Consider the following 22,845-nt stretch of genomic DNA (forward strand, 5'->3'; position numbering starts at 1 on the left):
TTAGAATGAGTGAAGTGTACGCAGAGAACGAACATAATTCTCTGCGTGCATATTCATTAAAAGACAGCCGGGAAGAACGACACACATTTTTTCTATAATTAGTGGTAAACACTTGCTCCGGATAGAAAAGAGGCACGGAAATGAAATATATAACAGACATTATTCCAAGTATAATGGTGCGGATTGAGCGCGAAGACAAAGAAATAGAAAGCTTACATATGGATTCCAGGGGAGTGAGCCCAAATGGTCTGTTTTTTTGTATTGAAGGGACCAAAGTAGACGGCCATGATTTTGCCGCCCACGCAGTAAGTAACGGGGCGGCGGCTGTGATAGCGGAACGGCATGTCGACGTAGAAGCACCTGTGTGGCTCGTGAAGGATACCCAGAAGGTAATGGCCTACGCAGCGGATCATTTCTATGGGCACCCTACAAAGGATGTTCGCGTAATCGGTATTACCGGTACAAATGGTAAAACCACCACCAGCCATTTAGTCGAATCTATCCTGAACGAAGAACAGACAAAGACAGGCTTAATTGGCACTATGTATGCAAAAATCGGAAATGAATCCGTGGAGACAAATAATACCACGCCTGAATCCCTGGAGCTGCAGCAGCTGTTTGCGGCAATGCGGGATAAAGAAGTAAAAAGCTGTGTTATGGAGGTTTCGTCTCATGCGCTGCAAATGGGACGTGTACGCGGCGTCCAGTTTCGTACAGCGGTTTTTACGAACCTTTCACAGGATCATCTGGACTATCACGGTTCGATGGAAAGCTACAGAAACGCTAAAAGCCTCCTGTTTTCCCAGCTCGGAAACAGTTTTGCAGGAGAACTGAGCACTGCGGTATTGAATGGAGACGACGAAGCCTCTGATTACTTTCAGGCAGTGACTACAGCGCCGGTACTCACATATGGAATCAATGACCGCAATGATATCTACGCTGAAAATATAAAAACCACCGGCGGGAAAACATCGTTTACGCTGAATACCCCTTGGGGAAGCACGGAGGTGGAGTATCCGCTGCTTGGAAAATTCAATGTATACAATGCGCTCGCAGCCATTACTGCATGCATTGCAGAAAACGTTTCTGTCACAAGCATCGTTGACGGCTTAAAGAATGCACCGGTCGTAAGCGGCAGATTTGAAGCTGTAGAAGCAGGGCAGAAAAGCACAATTGTCGTTGATTACGCTCATACTCCAGGCGGTTTGGAAAATGTAGCTCAAACAGCCTTTGATATGACTGAAGGACGTCTCTACACCGTGGTAGGGTGCGGCGGAGACAGAGACAAAGAAAAAAGGCCAAAAATGGCAGCTGCAGCAGAAAAATTCAGCGATCTGGTAATTCTCACCTCCGACAATCCCCGCTCGGAAGACCCGGTCAAAATATTAGAGCAGATGGAAGCAGGGTTCACCGGTACAAAATACGAAATCATTGAGGACCGCCGGAAGGCGATCGAACGTGCCGTATTCCTTGCAGGGGCCGGGGACACAGTGCTCGTTGCGGGCAAAGGCCACGAAACGCATCAGGTGATAGGGGACCAAACACTGGAATTTGATGACCGGGAAGTGGCAAAAGACGCGGTCAGAAAGAAAAATAATAAACAGGCTTAGTGTTTCATACTGAAAGGAGCTCCCTTGATGGGTTTTGCAGCTTTAATAGTAACAATAGTTTCATTTATTATATGTGCGGTTTCAGCACCGGTTCTTATTCCAGCTTTAAAACGGCTGAAATTTGGCCAGAGCATCCGGGAAACGGGGCCGGAATCGCATCAGAAAAAAGACGGTACGCCAACAATGGGAGGCGCAATGATTATTGCCGGCCTTTTGATTACTGCTCTTATCGTGCTGCCGATTTTTGTCGGCTACACAACGGAAATATGGCTGCTCCTGCTTGTAACTGTAGGATTCGGAATACTTGGGTTTTTGGATGATTTCATTAAAATTGTCATGAAACGAAATCTCGGCCTTACAAGTATTCAGAAGCTGATTGGCCAGATTGTTATTGCATTTATCTTTTTTATTGTTTTGTATAATGGCACGTTTGATACGAGTGTAGCTGTGCCGGGAACCGAGTGGTCACTCGAATTCGGATGGGCATATTTCTTTCTTATAATTGTTATGCTCGTCGGTGCTTCCAACGCAGTGAATTTGACGGACGGGCTGGATGGACTGCTGGCCGGTACGGGAACGATGGCGTTTGCCGCTTATGCCCTGGTCGCCTTTTCGCTCGGGTATATGGACGTTGGGCTGTTTGCTTTTGCAGTGGTGGGCAGCCTGCTCGGCTTTTTAATCTTCAATAAATACCCGGCAAAGATTTTCATGGGAGATACCGGCTCCCTGGCCCTCGGGGGCGCGATTGCTGCTGTAGCTATTTTAACGAAAACCGAATTGACGCTGATTGTGATCGGCCTCGTATTTGTTTTGGAGACGCTGAGCGTCATTATTCAGGTGATTTCTTACAAATTAAGAGGGAAAAAGGTATTTAAAATGAGCCCGGTTCATCACCATTTTGAACTGTCAGGCTGGTCGGAGTGGCAGGTCGTTACTGCTTTTTGGGTGGTAGGAGCTGCCGCCGGGCTGTCCGGGGTCGCATTAGAGGTGTTTTTATAATGGATCGCTTAGAAGAATATAAAGGGAAAAAAGTGCTTGTCGTAGGTTTGGCTAAAAGTGGATTGGCCGCGGCGAAACTGCTGCACCGTTCTGGAGCGGAGGTAACCGTGAACGACGGAACAGAGGCGGAAGAAGGAGACGCGAAGATTCAGGAGCTTGAGAATCTTGGGATTCGGCTGATTACAGGAAGCCATCCGGTCTCCCTGCTCGAAGAACCGTTTTCGGTCATTGTTAAAAATCCGGGTATTCCCTATCACCATCCGTTTATCAAAAAAGCCCTGGAAAAACAGTTCAATATTATTACGGAAATCGAACTTGCGGCTGAGCTGTGTGAAGGGACGATGATGGCTATTACCGGCTCGAATGGTAAAACGACCACTACTTCTCTGATCCAGGCCATTTTCAAAAATGACCACAGAGAAGCTGCTGTAGCTGGTAATATTGGAAATGTGGCATGTGAAGTAGCTCCCCAGATTAAAAAAGACCAGATCATGGTTACAGAGGTTTCGAGCTTTCAGCTGAAAGGGACAAGGCAGTTCCGCCCGAAGGTCGGGGTGCTGTTAAACCTTTTCGATGCCCATCTGGATTACCATGGCTCGCGGAACGACTACGAGCATTCGAAAGCAAAGCTCTTTCAAAACATGACCGCAGAAGATACAGCAGTCTACAATTATGATCAAAAAGAGGTAAAACGAATTGCCGAAAACTCAGGCGCCGCACTTGTGCCATTTTCCACCGAGTCTGTCTGTGAAAACGGGGCGTATATTAAAGGCGGTATGTTTTATTATAAAACAGAGCCGGTGATGGCTGTGGAGCGTGCTTCTCTTCCCGGGGCACATAATAAGGAAAATATGCTGGCAGCAATTGCTGCAGCTAAAGTACTTGGTGCATCCAACAAAGCCATCGATTTGGCATTATCCGACTTCCACGGTATCGAGCACCGGCTTCAATTCAGCGGGATTGTGAACGGACGCAAAATTTACAATGACTCGAAAGCGACGAATATGCTTTCCACTCAAAAGGCAATCGAAGCTTTTGAAGAGCCGGTGGTGCTTTTGGCCGGAGGGCTTGACCGCGGCAACACCTTCGATGATTTAATTGAGTCTTTTCGGAAAATCAAGGCAATCGTTGCTTACGGCGAGACGCGGGACAAATTGGCCGCATCCGCTCAGGAGGCAGGGGTAAATGAAATCCACCGCACAGAATTTCTGGCAGATGCTGTGGACAAAAGCTTTCAGCTTTCTGAAAGCGGGGATGTGCTCCTGCTCTCACCTGCCTGTGCGAGCTGGGACCAGTTCCGGACGTTTGAAGAGCGGGGCCGGACGTTTATGGAATATGTAGAAAAGTATAAATGACATGGAGTGCAGGTTTGCTCCACTCCTGAAGCCACCTTTAGAAGGTGGTTTCAGGAATGGATCGAAATGATACATTCTACAAAAAGAGAGCATATAAAAATAAACACAAAAATGTAATGGAGAATCCAGGGAGCTTGAAATAAACAAATGATTAAACAGGAGGGGACCGTATGGGACAAGAGGCGGAATCAGCATGGAATTTCGAAGACTTTGGCAAAGTACTGAAGGATGAACCACTGGCGAAGCATACGACTTGGAAAATCGGCGGGCCGGCAGACTGGCTTGTGGAGCCGACAAGCGTGGAAGAGCTGGTAAACGCAATGGAATGGATTCAGGAAGAAAATCTTCCGTGGCGTGCCATCGGACGGGGATCGAATCTGCTGGTGGATGATGATGGGATTGAAGGCGTGGTAATAAAATTTGGCACGAAGCTTGCCAATATGGAAAACGATAACGGTATAGTCACGGTGGAAGCGGGCTATCCATTAGTCCGGCTCGCTACGATTTTAAGCCGGGACGGATACGGAGGCATGGAGTTCGCCGGGGGCATTCCGGGGAGCGTCGGCGGCGCAGTATTTATGAATGCAGGCGCCCACGGCTCTGATATGTCAAAGGTGCTGATAGAAGCGTTAATTTTATTTCCGGACGGAACAATGGAATGGATTCCTAACGAAGAAATGGGATTTGCCTACCGCACCTCAAGGCTTCAGTCGGACAAAGGAATATGTGTTGCAGCCAGGCTCAAGCTTGAGCAGGGGGAAAAAGACGTCATCTTTAAAGAAATGCAGGAATACAAAGAGTACAGAAGAGAGACGCAGCCGTGGGCTCATCCTTGTGCCGGAAGCGTGTTTCGGAATCCTCTGCCTGACCATGCCGGTGAACTCATAGAGAAGATCGGATTAAAAGGACACGTGATCGGCGGTGCGCAGATCTCAGAGCTTCATGCAAACTTTATTGTTAACACAGGGGAAGCCAAAGCATCTGATGTGCTTGCCTTAATTGAAAAAGCCCGTTCCTCCGTGAAAGAAGCTTACGGTATTGACCTTGAGACCGAAGTGGAAATCGTAAACAGAAGATCAGCTGACAGCTGATAAGCGGGGAAACAGAGGAGGACTGCGGTGTGAGGAAGCCAAATGATGGCAAACTGGTCTCGCTCGAAGAGCATCACCCCAGTTTAAAGGAGCAGCGCCGGCAAAAATCGCGGCGCCGGCTGTTTATCTATCTGGCTGTATTTTTTGTATTGATCGGACTGGTTATCTATTTTCAATCTCCGTTAAGTCATATCCGCAGCATTGAAACGAGCGGATCCCAATTCACAGAGAAACAGGTTATTAAAGAAGAAAGCGGGGCCCGGATCGGCACAAATATCTGGGAAATGGACAGAAACGTGATTAAGAATAATGTAGAGAAGCTGCCGGCAATTCAAGAAGCAGAGGTGACAAGGTCCGGGCCGGCGACGGTAAACATTGACGTTACTGAGTATGAAAAAGTTGCTTATACGCAGGCAGAAGGAGCTTACGCTCCTGTGCTTGAAAACGGCTATGCGCTGGCAGATGATGTAGACAGCGAACTTCCGGCAGATGCGCCGCTTCTACAGAATTTTGAGAACGAAGACAGACTTGAAGCGTTCGCAGAGGAGCTTGGTAAACTCGGTGAAGGGGTGACCAACCGGATTTCAGAAGTATATTTCGACCCCTCTGAAAACGAGGAGGATAATATCACTCTTTACATGAACGACGGTCTCGAGGTCCGCAGTTCTGTTTCTGGATTCTCAGAGTATATGAGCTCGTATCCATCCATTGCAAGAAATATTGATGCCGGCCAAAACGGGGTGCTTTATATGATGAGGGCGCCGTACTTTGAGGCAGCAGATACGGGAGATGGATCTGAGGAAGAAAATGAAGGGACCCAGGAAATGCCTGAGGAAAGTTTCATTGAAGGAAATGACACTCCTGAAGGAGCAGAAAGCGGAGCTGCTGACGGTGAAGAAAACGATAGTGCCAATGAAGCTCAGCAATAAAAGAATGAATATTGTTTGAAAATTGCCTTTTCCATTGAAGATAGTTGTTGTAGACTGAAAAGAAGGCGTATTTTTCTTAACCCAAACAAAGATACTGCCGCATATTATTAATGGAAGCGCAACCGGAAAAATTCTGGTGCGTATGGAAATATAAAGGACACAATAGTTATAAAATCGAAACGAAAATAGATCTATAAGGGGGTGCCCAACCTTGAACAGTGAAAATTTGTATGTCAGTCTTGATGTCGGCACATCGTCTGTCCGAGCGATTATCGGAGATATGAGCGGTGGAGCCCTGAAAATTATCGGAGTCGGCCGGGCGCCGTCTATCGGTATGAGAAAAGGTGCAATCGTTGATATCGATGAAACGGTTAAAGCGATTAAAGAGGCCGTGGACCAGGCGGAACGAATGGTTGATTTAGAAGTAAAGCAGGTCATTGTAGGAATTAACGGCAATCAGGTGGAAATGCGGGCGTGCAATGGAATAGTGGCCGTCTCAAGCACCGATCGTGAAATTCAGGATGAGGATGTGGAAAGAGTTATCGACGCGGCACATGTGATGAGCATTCCGCCCGACAGAGAAATTATTGATATTATTCCAGCCCAGTTTATTGTAGACGGGATGGATGGAATTAAAGATCCGCGCGGCATGCTCGGCACCCGTCTGGAAATGGAAGGAACGATTATCACAGGAGCTAAAACCGCTTTACATAACCTACTACGCTGTGTGGAGCGAGCAGGACTGGAAATTGCAGACATTGTGCTTCAGCCGTTGGCTTCAGGGAGCGTAGCCGTTTCAAAGGACGAGCGTTCTCTTGGGGTGGCCTTGATTGATATTGGCGGCGGCTCGACGACGGTCTCTGTATTCCAGGAAGGCCAGCTGCAGACAATGTCCTTTCTCCCAATTGGCGGCAGCCACATCTCAAACGATATTTCCGTTGGCATCAGAACGACCGCCGAAGAGGCAGAGCGTCTGAAGCTTGAGCATGGCCATGCCTTTATTGATGATGCTTCTGATGATTTGTCATTTTCCATTCAGACGCTTGGAAACAATGATCAGAAAAAATTCACGCAGCTCGAACTCGCAGAAATTATTGAACCGAGAATGGAAGAAATTCTTACATTAGTGCAGCAGGAAATCAACCGCATGGGTTATCATGATCTTCCGGGCGGTTATGTATTAACTGGAGGAGCGGTCATGATGCCGGGAACGCTCGAGCTTGCCCAGGATATCTGGAAGCAGCATGTCCGCCTTGCGATGCCGGACTATATCGGCGTACGTGAACCTACGTATACAGCCAGTATCGGCTTGATTGAATTTGCATATAAAAGCATGAAGGTTCATAGTGGAGAGGAGTCCGTTGTAGCAGCGGGACGCTCTGAAAAGTATGCAGAATCAGACCGCCCGGCTTCAGCAGGAGAAGCTAATTACCGCAATGGTTCAAGCACGCGCCAGCAAAACCGGACGAAAGAAAAAGATCCGGAGGAGCCTGGATTTAAAGAGCGGATGCGAAGCGTATTTAAATCTTTCTTTGAATAAGTAACGAAGGATAAAACGACTATATAGGAGGACCACATATGTTGGAATTTGAAATGGATATGGACCAGCTAGCCCAGATTAAAGTCATCGGTGTCGGCGGGGGCGGTTCGAACGCTGTGAACCGTATGATTGAGAACGGTTTACAGGGAGTCGAATTTATTGCGGTAAACACAGACGCCCAGGCGCTGAAATTATCAGAAGCAGAAACAAAGCTTCAATTAGGCGGAAAGTTGACGAGAGGCCTGGGTGCCGGAGCGAACCCGGAAATTGGTAAAAAAGCTGCAGAAGAAAGTAAAGAGCAGCTCGAAGAAGCGCTGACTGGTGCCGATATGGTATTTATCACAGCCGGCATGGGCGGAGGCACAGGCACAGGTGCTGCTCCGGTTATTGCTGAAGTAGCCAAAGAAATTGGGGCACTGACCGTAGGTGTCGTTACACGCCCGTTCACATTTGAAGGTAAAAAGCGTGCGGTGCAGTCCTCCAACGGTATTTCTTCTTTAAAGGAAAAAGTGGATACGCTGATTGTTATTCCAAACGACCGTCTGCTTGAAATTGTGGACAAGAGCACGCCGATGCTTGAAGCGTTCCGTGAAGCGGATAATGTTCTCCGCCAGGGCGTTCAGGGCATTAGTGACCTGATCGCGGTACCGGGGCTTATCAACCTCGACTTTGCCGACGTAAAAACAATCATGAGCGAAAAAGGTTCTGCATTAATGGGTATTGGTATATCCACTGGAGAAAACCGTGCTGTGGAAGCGGCGAAAAAAGCCATCTCAAGCCCGCTTCTTGAAACGTCCGTGGAAGGCGCTCAGGGCGTGCTGATGAACATTACCGGCGGCTCCAACCTGAGTCTGTTTGAAGTGCACGAAGCTGCTGAAATTGTATCTGAAGCTTCGGACACGGATGTTAATATGATCTTCGGCTCGGTTATTAACGAAAACCTGAAAGACGAAATCGTAGTTACGGTTATTGCGACAGGGTTCCAGGACAGTGAAGATCAGCGGAGTGCGCAGGGAACAAGAGGCGGAGGCCGTCAGACCGTTTCCCGGCAGCAGCCGACAAGACAGCAGGCCCCGCAGCAGCCACAGCAGCCTGCGCCTCAGCAGGATTGGAAGGAAGAGCCTGTATCTGAAAATGAACCGTCCAGAGATGGACAGGAAGAAGACGAAGGACTCGATATTCCAACGTTCCTGCGCAACCGGCGCCGCCGTTAAGCGTGGGCAGGCGATAGAAGAAAAAAGCGGGCCGGATACGGCCCGCTTTTCTTCGCTAAAGCTGATTTGTTTCCGATTAAGCCGCATAACTGATCAATAAGCAGAAAGGTCGTGATGGCATGCAGCCTGAGCCGTTTCACCTTTTAACAAATGGTATTCTCGAGCTGCAAATGAACAGCAAAGCAGCTGCCGCCGGCTTTACCACAAGAGTAAACGGCACGGGAAAGCCGCCTTACGAGAGCCGGAATACAGCTTTTCATGTAGGTGAAGACAGGAATGTAACGATAAATAACCGTTTGATCACTGCCGAACATATCGGCCGGCCTCTTTCTGCCTGGACTGCTGAAGAACAGGTTCATGGCAGCCGTATCGTGGAAGTGGGCCGCAGTGATGCCGGCAAAGGGAGTGAGCAGAGGGAAACTTCTGTGGCAGAAGCCGACGGCATGATTACCCAGTCGAAGGAAGTAACGCTTGTCAGTTTTTATGCTGACTGTGTGCCTCTGTTCTTTTATGCAGAAAACTCCGAGGTGGCAGGGCTCGCCCACGCAGGGTGGAAAGGAACCGCAGCGGACATTGGAGCTGAAATGATTCGTGCTTTTGCAGATAAGGGGGTCCCGCCTGAGCAAATATATGCGGCGATCGGGCCGGCCATATCCGGAGCTAATTATGAAGTGGATGAAACAGTCCTCTCAGCTCTTAAGGCACAACATGATTTTTCCAGCGGAAAGCCGTGGGTTCAAAAGGCAAACGGGCGGTACGAGCTTGATTTAAAGACAGCCAACAGACTGCTGCTTGAACAGGCAGGAGTCCTGCCTGAGCGTATTGCTGTGAGCGGTTACTGTACTTATGCCAAAGAGGAGCTGTTTTTCTCCCACCGTCGTGAAAACGGGAAAACTGGACGAATGATGAGTTATATCTATATTATATAGACAGGGAGGATGCTGCACTTTGAACACTGTGGAATCCAACTGGAAAGTGATAAAGCGTAACATCAGCCTCGCCTGTGAAGCATCCGGCCGGGACCCGGAGGAAGTAACATGCATTGCTGTTACAAAGTACGTGTCCCCGGAGCGGGCGGTAGAGGCAGTAGAAGCCGGAATAACCGATTTGGGGGAAAACCGTGTGGAAGGTGCGCTTGAAAAATACGAAGCTGTTTTCGGCCGCGCGGACATTCATTTTATCGGCACCCTGCAGTCAAAAAAAGCGAAAAAGATTATCGGAAAATGTGCATACATTCATTCGCTGGACCGCTGGAGCCTGGCAGAGGAGATCAATAAACGCTCCGGGGAAACAGTCACCGAATGCTTTGTGCAGGTGAATGCTTCGGGGGAAGAAAGCAAAGCAGGGCTCCCGCCAGAGGAAGTGGAGCCGTTTATTGAATCACTGGTGAAACTTCCGGGCCTTCGGATCGTAGGATTAATGACACTCGCTCCATTTGAAGAAGACGCTGAAAACACCCGGCCAGTTTTTCGTCAGATGAATGAGATGCGCAGGCGTATCCAGGAAAAAAACTGGGCGCATGCCCCCTGCGGTTATTTGTCCATGGGAATGTCCAACGACTATATGGTAGCTGTTGAAGAAGGCGCTACTCATATCCGTCTCGGTACTTCGCTTGTAGGTGAATAAAAGAATCCGGCGTTAAGTAACAAAACAGCTGGTATCTCTGTGTAAAAAGGAGAGGAGAAGATGAGTTTGCGTTCGAAGTTCCGGCGTTTTTTTGAGATGGACGACGATGTGGTCGAACAGGAAGTTCCTCTTTCTGAAGAAGAACAATATGCCCAGTATGAAAACAGGCAGGGGGCAGCGCCAAGCAATGTGGTGAGCCTGCAGAGTGTGCAGAAATCCTCGAAGGTGATGCTTCTGGAGCCGCGCAGCTACGAAGAAGTGCAGGATATCGCCGATCACCTGTGCAGCCGGAAAGCAGTAATCATTAATCTGCAGCGGGTGCCAAAGGAGCAGGGGCGGCGTATCGTTGATTTTTTAAGCGGCACTGTCTATGCCATCGGCGGGGACATTCAGAAGATCGGCAGCCAGATCTTTTTCTGCGCGCCCGATAATGTGGATATTTCGGGTGCTATTACAGATATTATGTCCGAACGGGACGAACACTATTAAAAAGAAAGGAGAGGGAGTATGCAGCTTATAGGTTCTTTGCTGATTAGTTTAATCAGTATTTACCGGATTGTGTTAATTGTATATATTTTCATGTCCTGGTTTCCAAACGCGAGAGAATCTACGATCGGCCAGTTTATCGGTTCGATCTGTGAACCATATTTGGAGCCGTTCCGCCGTTTTATTCCGCCTCTCGGCCCGCTTGATATTTCGCCGATCGTGGCGATCATTGTGCTCTTTTTTGCAGAATCAGGAATCCGGGCACTGTTTTTCAATGCCGGCGCGTTGTTTTAATTGAGGTGAATAAAACATGAATATGCTCGAACATTTCCGGCCGGAAGAAAGAGCCTGGGTGGAACAGGCATCAGACTGGAAAGAAGCAGTTGAAACCAACTTTGAAAGACGGCTGACCGATTTTCTCGATCCACGGGAGCGGGATATTTTAGCGTCAGTCATCGGAAAAGACGAAACCGTCCACTATGCTTTTGCCGGGGGAAGCGATGGTGCTGAGCGAAAGCGGGCGCTGATTTATCCATTTTACGAACAGCCGGAGCAGGAGGATTTTCAGCTGATATTGTTTGAAATCTCCTATCCGCAGAAATTCGCTTCTCTTGAACACAAGGATGTTCTCGGGGCACTGATGGGCATCGGGTTAAAACGGGAGAAGTTCGGTGATATCCTGGAAGGGGAAGGATGCTTTCAATTCTTAGCAGCTGCCGAAGTCCGCAGCTATATTGAGCTGAACCTTCCAAAGATTGCCAATGTTTCCGTAACGCCGGAGGAAAAACCGTTTTCCGCTATGCTGCCGATAGAAGACCAGTGGGTGGAGCGTGAAACCACGGTTTCTTCGCTTCGACTTGATACGTTTATGGCAGAAGCATACCGGCTTTCAAGAAGCAAAACGCTTCCATTCATAGAAAAAGCAAAGGTGCGCGTGAACTGGAAAAAGGTCGATCAGTCCTCCTATATGCTGCGTCCCGGGGATTATGTTTCGGTACGCGGGCTTGGCCGCTCCAAATTGATGGAGGTGCTGGGCCGCACCAAAAAAGATAAGCAGCGGATTGTGTATGGAATTAAAGAACAGAAAAGAAAAAAATAACCTTTTTTGTTTTGAAGGAAGGAACTGCCTTTTTCGCCGCGAATGTAGAAAAAGGCAGCAGGCTTTCGGGCCGGTATACATACTTGAATTGTAGAAAGGGTGAAGGATTTTGCCTTTAACACCACTGGATATTCATAATAAGGAATTCACAAGAGGGTTCCGTGGATATGATGAAGATGAAGTAAACGATTTTTTAAAGCAGCTGATTAAGGATTTTGAAGAGGTAATCCGCGAACGGGACGAGCTGTATGACCGTACAAAAGAGCTCGAAGACCGGATTAATCATTTCTCAAGTATTGAAGAGACGCTGAACAAGTCGATCTATGTAGCCCAGGAATCGGCAGAAGAGGTGCGGAAAAACGCCCAGAAGGAAGGACAGCTGACGGTGAAGGAAGCGGAAAAAAATGCGGACCGGATTATCAACGAAGCATTGAACAAATCCCGTCGGATTGAGCTTGAAATTGAAGAATTGAAAAAGCAGGCTTCTGTTTACCAGACCAAATTTAAAATGCTGCTCGAAGCACAAATGGAAATGCTTCATTCGGATGAATGGCAGAATCTTGCCGAGGAAGAACCGGCTGAGGCGGACGTTTATGCAGGCGACGGCGAACGTCTTGACTAACACCGGCAACTAGATTATACTTTTGCATTATCATATTCGATAAACGTTGAAGGGGAGCAGGCAGTAATGTACCGGTCTCAGCGATCTGCGGTTGGTGTAAGCGCAGAACCAGGACATTTTTGTTATCACCCCGGAGTTCCTTAACTGAACAAAGCAGTAAGTTAAGGCGGCTTTAAAAAAGCCGTTATTGCCAATGAAGAGACAAGCAGGAACCCGTATGGATTCCTGCACTCATCAGGGTGGTACCGCGAGTCATTCTCGCCCCTATGCACAGGGGCTCGGAATGGCTCTTTTTGTTGTAAGAAAAAAGGAGGATGCGGAAATGAGTTATAAAGAATCACTGTTAATGCCAAAAACCAAATTTCCAATGCGTGGCAATCTGCCGAATAAAGAACCGGAACGCCAGAAAACGTGGAACGAGCAGGACATTTATGAGCAGGTTCAGGCCCGCACCGCAGGCCGCCCGCTGTTTGTGCTGCACGACGGCCCTCCCTATGCCAACGGGGACATCCATATGGGGCACGCCCTGAATAAAGTGCTGAAGGACTTTATCGTCCGCTACAAATCGATGACGGGCTACCACGCCCCGTACGTTCCGGGCTGGGACGTTCATGGGCTTCCGATTGAAACGGCGCTTACGAAAAACAAAAAAATCGACCGGAAAAAAATGACCACTGCTGAGTTCCGCGCCGCGTGTGAAGAATATGCGGAAAAACAAATTGACCGGCAGCGGGAGCAGTTTAAACGTCTCGGGGTGAGAGGCGATTGGGAAAACCCGTATGTGACGATGAATCATGAATACGAAGCCCAGCAGATTCAGGTATTCGGGGAAATGGCCAAGCGCGGCCATATTTATAAAGGCAAAAAGCCGGTCTACTGGTCGCCATCCTCTGAATCGGCCCTGGCAGAAGCAGAAATCGAATACCACGATATGCGCTCGCCGTCGATTTACGTGTCGTTTGCGGTTAAAGACAGTAAGGACGTTCTCGAAGGTGATGAAAAGTTTATCATCTGGACAACGACCCCGTGGACGATTCCGGCAAACCTGGCAATCACTGTTCATCCGGAGCTTGACTACGTCGTTGTGAAGGCGAATGGAGAAAAGTACGTCGTTGCTGAAGGACTGCTCGAGGAGCTCGAACAAAAGCTGGAGTGGGACGGCTATGAGGTTACAAAGCGTATGAAGGGGAGCGATCTTGAATACGTAATGGCTGAGCACCCTATTTACGGCCGGGATTCCCTCGTCATTCTCGGTGGGCACGTGACGCTCGATGCCGGTACCGGCTGCGTACACACAGCGCCGGGCCACGGGGAAGAAGACTTTGTCGTAGGACAGCAGTACGGCCTGGAAACCCTCTGTCCTGTTGATGACAAAGGAGTGTTTACCGACGAAGCACCGGGATTTGAAGGAATGTTTTACGATAAGGCGAATAAAGCGATCACTGACAACCTCGATCAGCTCGGGGCACTCCTGCAGCTGAACTTCTTCAGCCACTCGTACCCGCATGACTGGAGAACGAAAAAGCCGGTGATTTACCGGGCGACCGATCAGTGGTTTGCGTCGATCGAAAACATCCGGGGCGAGCTTTTAGATGAAATCAGCCAGGTGACATGGACCCCGGCCTGGGGAGAAACACGACTGTACAACATGGTGCGTGACCGGGGCGACTGGTGCATCTCGAGGCAGCGTGCCTGGGGCGTGCCAATTCCGGTCTTTTATGCAGAGGACGGCGAAGCGCTTATTAACGATGAGACCATCCAGCACGTTTCCGAGCTGTTCCGCAGCCACGGCTCCAACATATGGTTTGAATGGGAGACAGCCGAGCTGCTTCCGGAAGGGTTTACGTCGGAACACAGTCCAAACGGCACCTTTACAAGAGAAATGGATATTATGGACGTGTGGTTTGACAGCGGATCGTCCCACCAGTCAGTGCTTGAGGCATCTCCGCTTCTGCAGCGTCCGGCTGATATGTATCTTGAAGGATCCGATCAGTACCGCGGCTGGTTTAACTCTTCTCTTACAACAAGTGTCGCGGTTACCGGAAAGGCACCGTACCGTTCCGTACTGAGCCACGGCTTTACGATGGACGGAGAAGGCAAAAAAATGAGCAAATCGCTCGGAAACACGATTTCGCCAAACGACATCACAAAGCAGCTCGGGGCGGATATTCTCCGGCTCTGGGTGTCGAGTGTCGACTATCAGGCGGACCACCGGCTGTCGGACAACATTTTAAAGCAAATCGCTGAAGCGTACCGCAAGATCCGTAACACGTTCCGGTTCATGCTCGGAAACCTGAGCGATTTTGATCCGGAGAAGCACCGGGTTGCGCCGTCGGACTGGAGCGAGCTTGATCAGTATATGCATCTGCGCCTGCAGGATTTAATCGCAAAAATCCGTGCTGGATATGAAGAATATCAGTTCGTGAATGTTTATCAAACGTTCCACAACTTCTGTACTGTGGATCTGAGCTCGTTTTATCTTGATATCGCCAAGGATACGCTCTACGTCGAGCATGAAGATGATGTCCGCCGCCGGGCTGTGCAGACAGTGCTGTATGACACGTTAACAGCTCTTGTGCAGATGATCGCACCGATCATCCCGCATACGGCCGAAGAGGTATGGGAATTTATCCCTCAGACAGAAGCTGACAGCGTCCAGCTGACGGATATGCCGCAGGCGGACCGTTCGACGGAGGATGAAGAGCTCCGCCGGAAGTGGGACCGTCTCATGGACGTCCGGGACGATGTATTAAAGGCCCTGGAGACAGCGAGAGGAGAAAAAGTGATTGGCAAGTCACTTGAAGCCTCGGTAGATATTTATGCAGACGGGGAAGTAAAAGACATGCTTCAGAGTGTAACCCACTTAAAGACGCTGTTTATTGTTTCGAAAGCAGAAATTGCCGGCTCAGCGTCAGAGGCCCCGGCAGAAGCGGCGAAGCTTGACGAAGTAAGCGTCGTTGTAGGAGCAGCGGAAGGTGAACGCTGCGAACGCTGCTGGGAAGTGACCGAAACGGTGGGAGAAGATCCGGCGTATCCGGATCTCTGCAGCCGCTGTGCTTCGGTCATGCATCAAAAAGAGAACGTCAGTCAGTCATAGCACGTGTTGAGCCCCTTTCCAGCAGGGGCTCTTTTTTTTGCGGAAAGTAACGGCCGGAAGGATCGCCCTGAGCGCTGTTCGCACCGGCGAATATATGCTAAAATGCTAAGGATGGAACGCACACCGCAAGAGAGGATGAAAGAGTCCGTATGAAAATTATTAAGTGGCATTACCTGCTGGCTGCGCTGATTATTATTTTCGATCAGGTGACCAAATACATAGTAGCTGCCTCCATGCGTATTGGAGAAAGCATTGAAGTTGTCCCGTCTTTTTTATATCTGACCTCTCACCGGAATGCAGGAGCGGCCTTTGGTATACTGCAGGGCCAGCGCTGGTTTTTCTTAATTATTACGATTGTCGTAATAGCGGTAGTGGTGTATTACATGCAGCAGTACGGTACGCTCTCATTTACCTTTGGTATCCCGCTGGCCCTTGTGCTTGGAGGAGCCATTGGAAATTTCATTGACCGTATGCTTTTCGGTGAAGTTGTAGACTTTGTTGATGTCTACCTGTTCGCCTATAATTATCCTATTTTCAACGTCGCAGACGCTGCCCTGACGGTAGGTGTAGTCTGGTTGATTATCGGTATGTTTTTAGATGAAAGATCACGAAAGAAGGAAGAAGCACATGAATCCACGAATTATTGATGAAGAAGAGCAGGGAACAAGAGTCGACCGTTTAGTGACAGACGAACTGGAAGAGTCGCGTTCGGTTGTGCAGCAATGGGTGAAAGAGGGATGGATCACGGTCAACGGCGACCGTGTGAAAAATAATTACAAGCTTCAGGCCGGTGACCGGATCGATGTCACTATACCTGAAGATAATCATGAAGAGATGACGCCGGAAGAGATGGATCTTGATGTACGCTACGAGGATGACGATGTGGTGGTGATTTACAAACCAAGAGGTATGGTCGTGCATCCCGCGCCTGGGCATGCCCGCGGCACATTGATGAACGGACTGCTGCACCGCTATCCATTATGGCAGCACCATCCGGAAGCCCGGGCAGGGCTGATTCACCGTCTGGATAAAGATACGTCCGGCCTGCTGATAGCAGCCAAGCATCCTGAGGCTTACGAGCAGTTATCCGCTCAGATGAAGGAACGGAAAATTGAGCGGAAATATAAAGCAATTGTGCACGGAGAGGTACCGCACGAAACAGGGAAAATTGACATGCCGATCGGACGTGATCCTCATGACCGTCAGAAAATGGCGGCGGTGCGGGAAAACTCCAAGCCGGCAGTCACTCATTTTCAGGTGCTGCAGTGGTGGCACAAATATACGTTTGTGGAGTGTGAGCTCGAAACCGGGCGGATGCACCAGATCCGTGTGCATTTTGCCGAGATTGGCCATCCGGTGGCCGCTGATCCGAAGTACGGGCGCCGGAAGACTCTTTCTCTTCCGGGGCAGGCGCTGCATGCGTACCGCCTCCGCTTTGAGCATCCTGTGAGCGGAGAGTGGGTTGAAGTGGAGGCGGAGCTGCCGGAGGAGATGCAGGCCGCGATTGATGAACTTAACAAAACTAGTTGACCGCACAGAAAAAGACTGTCATACTACGTAATAACGAAAAAAACGAATGCCTTTTTAACACAGTCCCGTGAGGCTGAGAAGAGGTGGTGACTGAGCGCAGAAGCACTCAGGGCGGCGTATGTGCAACTACCCGGCCTGCGGATGGATGTGCCCGGAGCCGCAAGCTCTCATCCTTACGGGATGGGGGCTTTTTTAATGAAGTAAAGGAGGATGGTGCAGATGGAACGGGTGCTTTTGGATGAACAGGCCATCCGGCGGGCTCTGACGAGGGTGTCGCACGAAATTATTGAACGAAACAAAGGCGTGGAAGACTGTATCCTGGTCGGAATCAAAACGCGCGGCATTTATATTGCCAACCGGCTCGCGGAAAGTATCGAACGGATTGAAGGAAATGCCATTCCGATTGGCGAAGTGGACATTACGATGTACCGTGATGATTTATCCCATAATAATAACAGCCAGGAGCCGGAGCTGCACGGGGCAGTGCTGCCCGTGGACGTTACCGGAAAGACAGTGATTCTGGTGGACGACGTATTATATACCGGTCGGACGGTGCGGGCGGCGATGGACGCCATGATGGACAGCGGCCGGCCGGCACAGATTCAGCTGGCGGTACTCGTGGACCGGGGCCACCGGGAGCTTCCCGTGCGGCCGGACTACATCGGCAAAAACGTCCCGACCTCCCGCGAAGAAATCATCGCTGTCAATATGGCAGAAGAAGACGGCGAAGACCAGGTGAGTATCCATTCTGCGTAACAAGAGTTCTCTTTAATTTGAACCAGTGAGTTCAAAAAGGGATGAGACGAAAGCGTTTCTTCCCTCCATGCCAATATTAATGGAGGTTTATCATGAAAAATAATGAAGATATCCACATTCAGACCCGGCCGGCTCCGGCTACGTGGCTGATTCTGAGCCTGCAGCATCTGTTCGCCATGTTCGGGTCTACGATACTCGTGCCGGCGCTCACAGGGCTCAGTCCGGCCGTAGCTCTGGTCTCAAGCGGTCTCGGAACACTTGCGTACCTGGCAATCACCAAAGGACAGATACCGGCCTATCTCGGATCGTCATTCGCTTTTATTTTCCCGATCATTGCCGCTTTATCCATCGGGGGACCGGGAGGCGTCATGCTCGGCTCGCTCGCTGCAGGGCTTGTTTACGGCATTACGGCGCTGATTATCCGTAAAGCCGGTGTAGGCTGGCTGATGAACATTCTTCCGCCTGTAGTAGTCGGCCCGATCATTATGGTCATCGGCCTCGGCCTTGCGACGACAGCAATCGAAATGTCGATGAACTACAACGCAGACACCGGAAACTACAATGAACCGATGCGGCATATGAGCGTAGCCGCTGTAACGCTTGCGATTGTTATTGTCGCTTCCGTGTTTTTCCGCGGGTTTTTCCGTATCATTCCCGTACTTTTCGGCATCATCGGCGGCTACCTGACGGCGCTTGCTGCCGGAATGGTAAATACAGGTGCCATCGGAGAGGCTGCCTGGATTCAGGTGCCTGATTTCTCCGTGCCGTTTGCCACGTACAGTCCGGATTGGAGCTGGAGCGTTATCGCGATCATGGCACCGATTGCGCTGGTGACGATCGCCGAACATATCGGCGACCAGCTCGTACTGAGCAAAGTAGCGGAAAAAAACTTTCTGAAGTCACCGGGGCTCCACCGTTCCATCATGGGCGACGGCGTAGCAACAATGCTTGCCGCCGTGCTCGGAGGGCCGCCGAACACGACCTACGGGGAAAACATCGGCGTGCTGGCCATCACCCGCGTATTCAGTGTGTACGTGATCGGCGGAGCGGCAGTGCTTGCCATCAGCTTTGGATTCATCGGAAAAGTGGAAGCCTTTATCGCAAGTATTCCCGGGGCTGTAATGGGAGGCGTTTCGATTCTGTTGTTTGGCATCATAGCCTCGAACGGACTCCGGATGCTGATTGATAACAACATTGACCTCGGCATTAAGCGAAACCTGATTATCAGCTCCGTCATCCTGGTAACCGGGATTGGAGGAGCGTTCATCGAAATCGGGGAATACTTTGAAATTTCAAGCATGGCGCTTGCCACAGTGATCGGCATGGTTCTGCACGCAGTGCTGCCGGGGAAGGAAGATTCCTACGGCAACCGGTCGATGTTTGAATCCGTAAGTACATCTACATCAAAAAATAAGGCAGCTTAATCATCCTTTAAGGAAGTACAGAGAGACATCCAAGGTTGAACGGCATGGAAACCCTTCCGTCAGCAGGCTATACTGCGCGGGGCGTTTCTTCATACCCGTACACCTGGAGTCTTTCCGACTCCGGGTTTTTTGTATAGGATCGAGGCGCTTAAAAAGGAGCGGAAACGATGATGAGTATGAAATCTTCAAAAACAGCAGCAGTCCAGCACGTACTGACAATGGAAGAGTGGGATGTGCGGCAGATTCATGAACTGCTGGCGAGGGCTGACGCATTCGCAGACATGGGCCGGGAACGGAAAAGCCTTCCTTTATACGCAGCGAACTTATTTTTTGAGCCAAGCACCCGGACCAAGCTCAGCTTTGAAGCGGCCGAACAGAATCTCGGCCTCGGGATTCTTCATTTCGATGCTGCCACCTCAAGCGTAAAAAAAGGGGAGAGCCTGTACGACACGGTGCGCACGATCGAAAGCATTGGTGCAGACGTGGTTGTTATCCGTCACGAGCAGGAACGGTACTTTGATGAACTGCGGGACTTTATCAACATCCCCATCATTAACGGCGGGGACGGCTGCGGGCATCACCCCACCCAGTCTTTTCTGGATTTAATGACGATCCAGCAGGAGTTTGGGCGGTTTGCCGGGGTGAAGGTCGTCATTGCCGGAGATATCCGGCACAGCCGGGTTGCCCGTTCAAACGTAGAGGTATTGGAGCGTCTTGGAGCGAAGGTATATGTATCGGGACCAAGAGAATGGATGGATGAAGCCATGAGCAGCCGCTTTATTCCGATGGATGAGGCGGTGGAGGTGGCGGACGTTATGATGATGCTCCGCATTCAGCATGAACGGCATACCGTCCAGCTGATCGCCGGACCGAAAGATTATCATGAAGCATACGGGCTCACCGTACAGCGGGCGCAGCGGATGAAGGACAAAAGCATTATTATGCACCCGGCCCCTATCAACCGGGGCGTGGAAATCGCGGACGAGCTCGTGGAAGGCAGCCGCTCAAGAATTTTTAAGCAGATGACAAATGGTGTATTTATCCGCATGGCTGTGCTTGACCATGTATTAAGACAGGCTAAAGGAGGAGATTGGAAATGAACGGATGGATTATTAATGCGCAGGTATTCACCTCCGGGGAAACCATCGAACCTAGGGATGTACTGATTGAAAACGGACGTATCCAGGAAATAGGCCGGGCGCCGGAGGAAGCTGAAGTGGTGCTCGATGCGAAAGGGCGGCTGCTCAGCCCGGGCCTGGTTGATGTGCATGTGCATCTTCGTGAGCCGGGAGGCGAGCATAAAGAAACGATCTATTCAGGTACAAAGGCGGCGGCGAAAGGCGGATTCACCACCGTTTGTCCGATGCCGAATACGTATCCGGTACCAGACTCCGCTGGAAAGCTTGATCTGCTTTATGAGCGCATCGAAGCGACAGCTGTGGTGCGCGTCCTTCCTTACGCCTCCATTACAGAAAAACAGCAGGGGGCTGAACGCACGAACATGAAAGCACTGAAGGAGCACGGGGCCTTTGCTTTTACAGATGACGGGGTGGGCGTGCAGGACGCCTCTGTTATGTACGAAGCCATGCTGGAAGCAGCAGCGCTCGATATGCCGGTGGTGGCGCACTGTGAAGAAAATACGCTCGTATACGGCGGCAGCGTGCACGCCGGCAGGTTCGCGGAAAAAAACGGGCTCAAGGGCATACCGGCGGTAGCTGAATCGGTTCATATCGCCCGTGACATTCTGCTTGCAGAAGCGGCCGGCTGCCACTATCACGTGTGTCACGTGAGCACGAAGGAATCGGTACGGCTGATCCGCGATGCAAAGCGTGCCGGCATCCATGTAACAGCTGAAGTCACACCGCATCATCTGCTGCTCAGCGAAGACGATATACCGGAGGTGGATACGAACTATAAAATGAATCCGCCGCTGCGCTCCCGCGGCGACCGGCAGGCGCTCCTTGAAGCCTGGCTCGACGGCACCATTGATTTTATAGCGACCGACCATGCCCCTCACGCCGCCGAAGAAAAAGCACGGCCTATAGGCGAAGCGCCGTTCGGGATTACGGGATTTGAAACGGCCTTTCCGCTTTTATATAACGAACTGGTATTAAACGGAGTATGTACACTGGAGTATCTGCTCGCATCAATGACAGGGCGTCCGGCCAAAGTGTTCGGACTTGCTGCCGGCACGCTTTCCACCGGCGCTGCTGCAGATCTGACGCTCATTGACCTGGAGCACGAAGAAACAGTCGACCCTGCTCAGTTTGTGTCAAAAGGGAAAAACACGCCGTTTGCCGGCTGGAAACTGAAAGGCTGGCCAGTACTCACGATCGTAGACGGACAGACAGTGTATGAAAAGGAAGAGGTGCAGCAATGAAGCGGAAATTAATACTGGAAAATGGAGCAGTTTTTCACGGAGAAGGCATTGGAAGCGAACGGGAAACTGTAGGGGAAGTCGTATTTAATACCGGGATGACCGGTTATCAGGAAATTTTATCCGACCCGTCATACTGCGACCAGCTGGTGACGCTGACGTATCCGCTGATCGGCAACTACGGCATTAACCGGGATGACTTCGAAACGATGCATCCGTCTGCCGGCGGGCTGATCGTCAAGGAAGCAGCTTCGCATCCGAGCAATTTCCGAAGCATCGGTACGCTCAGCGAATGGCTGCGTGAAAAAGACATTCCCGGCCTGTGCGGTATTGATACACGCCGCCTGACGAAAATGATCCGGACCGCTGGGACGCTTCGGGGCAGACTGTGCGCGGAAGAAGCGGAAGAAGAGGAAATTGTCCGGGAGCTGCAGCAGTGGGTCGACCCCCGGGACCAGGTGTCCAGGGTCAGTACGAAAAATGCCTACCATGCACCAGGCAACGGGAAACGGGTCGTTCTAATGGATTACGGGGCCAAACACGGTATCACCCGGAATCTGCTCAGCCGCGGCTGCGACGTGTTTGTGCTTCCTTACAACGCCACGGCGAAAGAAGTGCTCGCCCTGAACCCGGACGGAGTAATGCTCAGTAACGGCCCGGGGGACCCTGAGGACGTGCCGGAGGCCGTGGAAACGCTCCGGGGCCTGATCGGGGAAGTGCCGGTGTTTGGGATATGTCTCGGACATCAGCTGCTGAGTCTCGCCTGCGGGGCCACCTCGTCGAAGCTCAAGTTCGGCCACCGCGGGGGGAACCATCCGGTCAAGCAGGTGAAAACCGGACGGGTAGATATAACCTCCCAGAACCATGGCTATACCGTGGACCGGGATTCGCTGATGGGCACAGACCTGATCCTGACGCACGTCAACGTCAACGATGGTACGGTTGAAGGAGTCGAGCACCGGGAGTATCCGGCCTTCAGCGTCCAGTACCATCCGGAAGCATGCCCGGGACCGAGCGATGCCAACGACCTGTTCGATCAGTTTGTCCGCTTAATGAACCGCTATGAAAAAGTACCTACTCGAATGTAAAA

The 22,845-nt window shown here is 50.6% G+C and carries 21 protein-coding genes and 1 other annotated feature; all 21 genes read left to right on the forward strand.

Annotation, left to right across the window (positions count from 1 at the left end; all coding sequences use genetic code 11):
- Positions 1–140: 140 nt before the first annotated feature.
- The 21 genes from BLV22_RS00675 to BLV22_RS00775 all read left to right on the forward strand — a co-directional run bounded on the left by BLV22_RS00675 (position 141) and on the right by BLV22_RS00775 (position 22,843).
- Positions 141–1,610: a UDP-N-acetylmuramoyl-L-alanyl-D-glutamate--2,6-diaminopimelate ligase gene (locus BLV22_RS00675; RefSeq protein WP_091610205.1), complete on the forward strand. Its 1,470-nt coding sequence runs from the start codon at positions 141–143 to the stop codon at positions 1,608–1,610.
- Positions 1,611–1,634: 24 nt separating this feature from the next.
- Positions 1,635–2,609, forward strand: coding sequence for a phospho-N-acetylmuramoyl-pentapeptide-transferase (gene mraY / locus BLV22_RS00680; RefSeq protein WP_425433769.1), 975 nt, complete (start codon positions 1,635–1,637; stop codon positions 2,607–2,609).
- The gene (murD, locus tag BLV22_RS00685) at positions 2,609–3,964 is read left to right on the forward strand and encodes a UDP-N-acetylmuramoyl-L-alanine--D-glutamate ligase (protein ID WP_091610209.1); all 1,356 of its coding nucleotides are present in this window, start codon (positions 2,609–2,611) and stop codon (positions 3,962–3,964) included. The genes mraY and murD overlap by 1 nt, the downstream gene beginning before the upstream one ends.
- Before the next feature lie 170 nt (positions 3,965–4,134).
- Positions 4,135–5,055 carry a UDP-N-acetylmuramate dehydrogenase gene (gene murB, locus BLV22_RS00690; RefSeq protein WP_091610211.1) on the forward strand — a complete coding sequence of 307 codons (921 nt, stop codon included), beginning with the start codon at positions 4,135–4,137 and terminating at the stop codon, positions 5,053–5,055.
- Between the two features lie 29 nt (positions 5,056–5,084).
- Positions 5,085–5,984 carry a cell division protein FtsQ/DivIB gene (locus BLV22_RS00695; protein ID WP_091610213.1) on the forward strand — a complete coding sequence of 300 codons (900 nt, stop codon included), beginning with the start codon at positions 5,085–5,087 and terminating at the stop codon, positions 5,982–5,984.
- A 211-nt stretch (positions 5,985–6,195) separates the two neighbouring features.
- A complete protein-coding gene (ftsA, locus tag BLV22_RS00700; RefSeq protein WP_091610215.1) occupies positions 6,196–7,524 on the forward strand; it encodes a cell division protein FtsA in 1,329 nt (442 codons plus the stop codon).
- A 38-nt stretch (positions 7,525–7,562) separates the two neighbouring features.
- Positions 7,563–8,738, forward strand: coding sequence for a cell division protein FtsZ (ftsZ, locus tag BLV22_RS00705; RefSeq protein WP_091610216.1), 1,176 nt, complete (start codon positions 7,563–7,565; stop codon positions 8,736–8,738).
- 119 nt (positions 8,739–8,857) lie between these two features.
- Complete coding sequence (gene pgeF, locus BLV22_RS00710) at positions 8,858–9,667, forward strand: peptidoglycan editing factor PgeF (RefSeq protein ID WP_091610218.1); 810 nt, start codon at positions 8,858–8,860, stop codon at positions 9,665–9,667.
- 19 nt (positions 9,668–9,686) lie between these two features.
- The gene (locus BLV22_RS00715) at positions 9,687–10,364 is read left to right on the forward strand and encodes a YggS family pyridoxal phosphate-dependent enzyme (RefSeq protein WP_091610220.1); all 678 of its coding nucleotides are present in this window, start codon (positions 9,687–9,689) and stop codon (positions 10,362–10,364) included.
- 60 nt (positions 10,365–10,424) lie between these two features.
- Positions 10,425–10,853: a cell division protein SepF gene (locus tag BLV22_RS00720; RefSeq protein ID WP_091610222.1), complete on the forward strand. Its 429-nt coding sequence runs from the start codon at positions 10,425–10,427 to the stop codon at positions 10,851–10,853.
- 18 nt (positions 10,854–10,871) lie between these two features.
- Positions 10,872–11,144, forward strand: coding sequence for a YggT family protein (locus BLV22_RS00725; RefSeq protein ID WP_022792702.1), 273 nt, complete (start codon positions 10,872–10,874; stop codon positions 11,142–11,144).
- A 16-nt stretch (positions 11,145–11,160) separates the two neighbouring features.
- Positions 11,161–11,949, forward strand: a complete 789-nt coding sequence (locus BLV22_RS00730) for a YlmH family RNA-binding protein (RefSeq protein ID WP_091610223.1) — start codon at positions 11,161–11,163, stop codon at positions 11,947–11,949.
- Positions 11,950–12,058: 109 nt separating this feature from the next.
- A complete protein-coding gene (locus tag BLV22_RS00735) occupies positions 12,059–12,571 on the forward strand; it encodes a DivIVA domain-containing protein (RefSeq protein ID WP_091610225.1) in 513 nt (170 codons plus the stop codon).
- A 37-nt stretch (positions 12,572–12,608) separates the two neighbouring features.
- Positions 12,609–12,840: a binding site (T-box leader), on the forward strand.
- Positions 12,841–12,893: 53 nt separating this feature from the next.
- Positions 12,894–15,668: an isoleucine--tRNA ligase gene (gene ileS, locus BLV22_RS00740; protein ID WP_091612204.1), complete on the forward strand. Its 2,775-nt coding sequence runs from the start codon at positions 12,894–12,896 to the stop codon at positions 15,666–15,668.
- Between the two features lie 149 nt (positions 15,669–15,817).
- Entirely contained in the window at positions 15,818–16,315 is a 498-nt protein-coding gene (gene lspA / locus BLV22_RS00745; RefSeq protein WP_091610227.1) for a signal peptidase II, read from the forward strand.
- On the forward strand, positions 16,296–17,198 hold the full coding sequence (locus BLV22_RS00750; protein WP_245723986.1) for an RluA family pseudouridine synthase: 903 nt from the start codon (positions 16,296–16,298) through the stop codon (positions 17,196–17,198). Before lspA ends, BLV22_RS00750 begins: the two co-directional genes overlap by 20 nt.
- A 219-nt stretch (positions 17,199–17,417) precedes the next feature.
- Complete coding sequence (pyrR, locus tag BLV22_RS00755; RefSeq protein ID WP_281241088.1) at positions 17,418–17,954, forward strand: bifunctional pyr operon transcriptional regulator/uracil phosphoribosyltransferase PyrR; 537 nt, start codon at positions 17,418–17,420, stop codon at positions 17,952–17,954.
- Between the two features lie 92 nt (positions 17,955–18,046).
- The gene (locus BLV22_RS00760; RefSeq protein ID WP_091610232.1) at positions 18,047–19,378 is read left to right on the forward strand and encodes a solute carrier family 23 protein; all 1,332 of its coding nucleotides are present in this window, start codon (positions 18,047–18,049) and stop codon (positions 19,376–19,378) included.
- 176 nt (positions 19,379–19,554) lie between these two features.
- Entirely contained in the window at positions 19,555–20,478 is a 924-nt protein-coding gene (locus BLV22_RS00765) for an aspartate carbamoyltransferase catalytic subunit (RefSeq protein ID WP_091612207.1), read from the forward strand.
- Entirely contained in the window at positions 20,475–21,758 is a 1,284-nt protein-coding gene (locus BLV22_RS00770; RefSeq protein ID WP_091610233.1) for a dihydroorotase, read from the forward strand. Before BLV22_RS00765 ends, BLV22_RS00770 begins: the two co-directional genes overlap by 4 nt.
- Complete coding sequence (locus BLV22_RS00775; protein ID WP_091610235.1) at positions 21,755–22,843, forward strand: carbamoyl phosphate synthase small subunit; 1,089 nt, start codon at positions 21,755–21,757, stop codon at positions 22,841–22,843. The genes BLV22_RS00770 and BLV22_RS00775 overlap by 4 nt, the downstream gene beginning before the upstream one ends.
- The last annotated feature ends 2 nt before the right edge of the window (positions 22,844–22,845 follow it).

Source organism: Marinococcus luteus (assembly GCF_900106595.1).
GTDB lineage: Bacteria > Bacillota > Bacilli > Bacillales > Marinococcaceae > Marinococcus > Marinococcus luteus.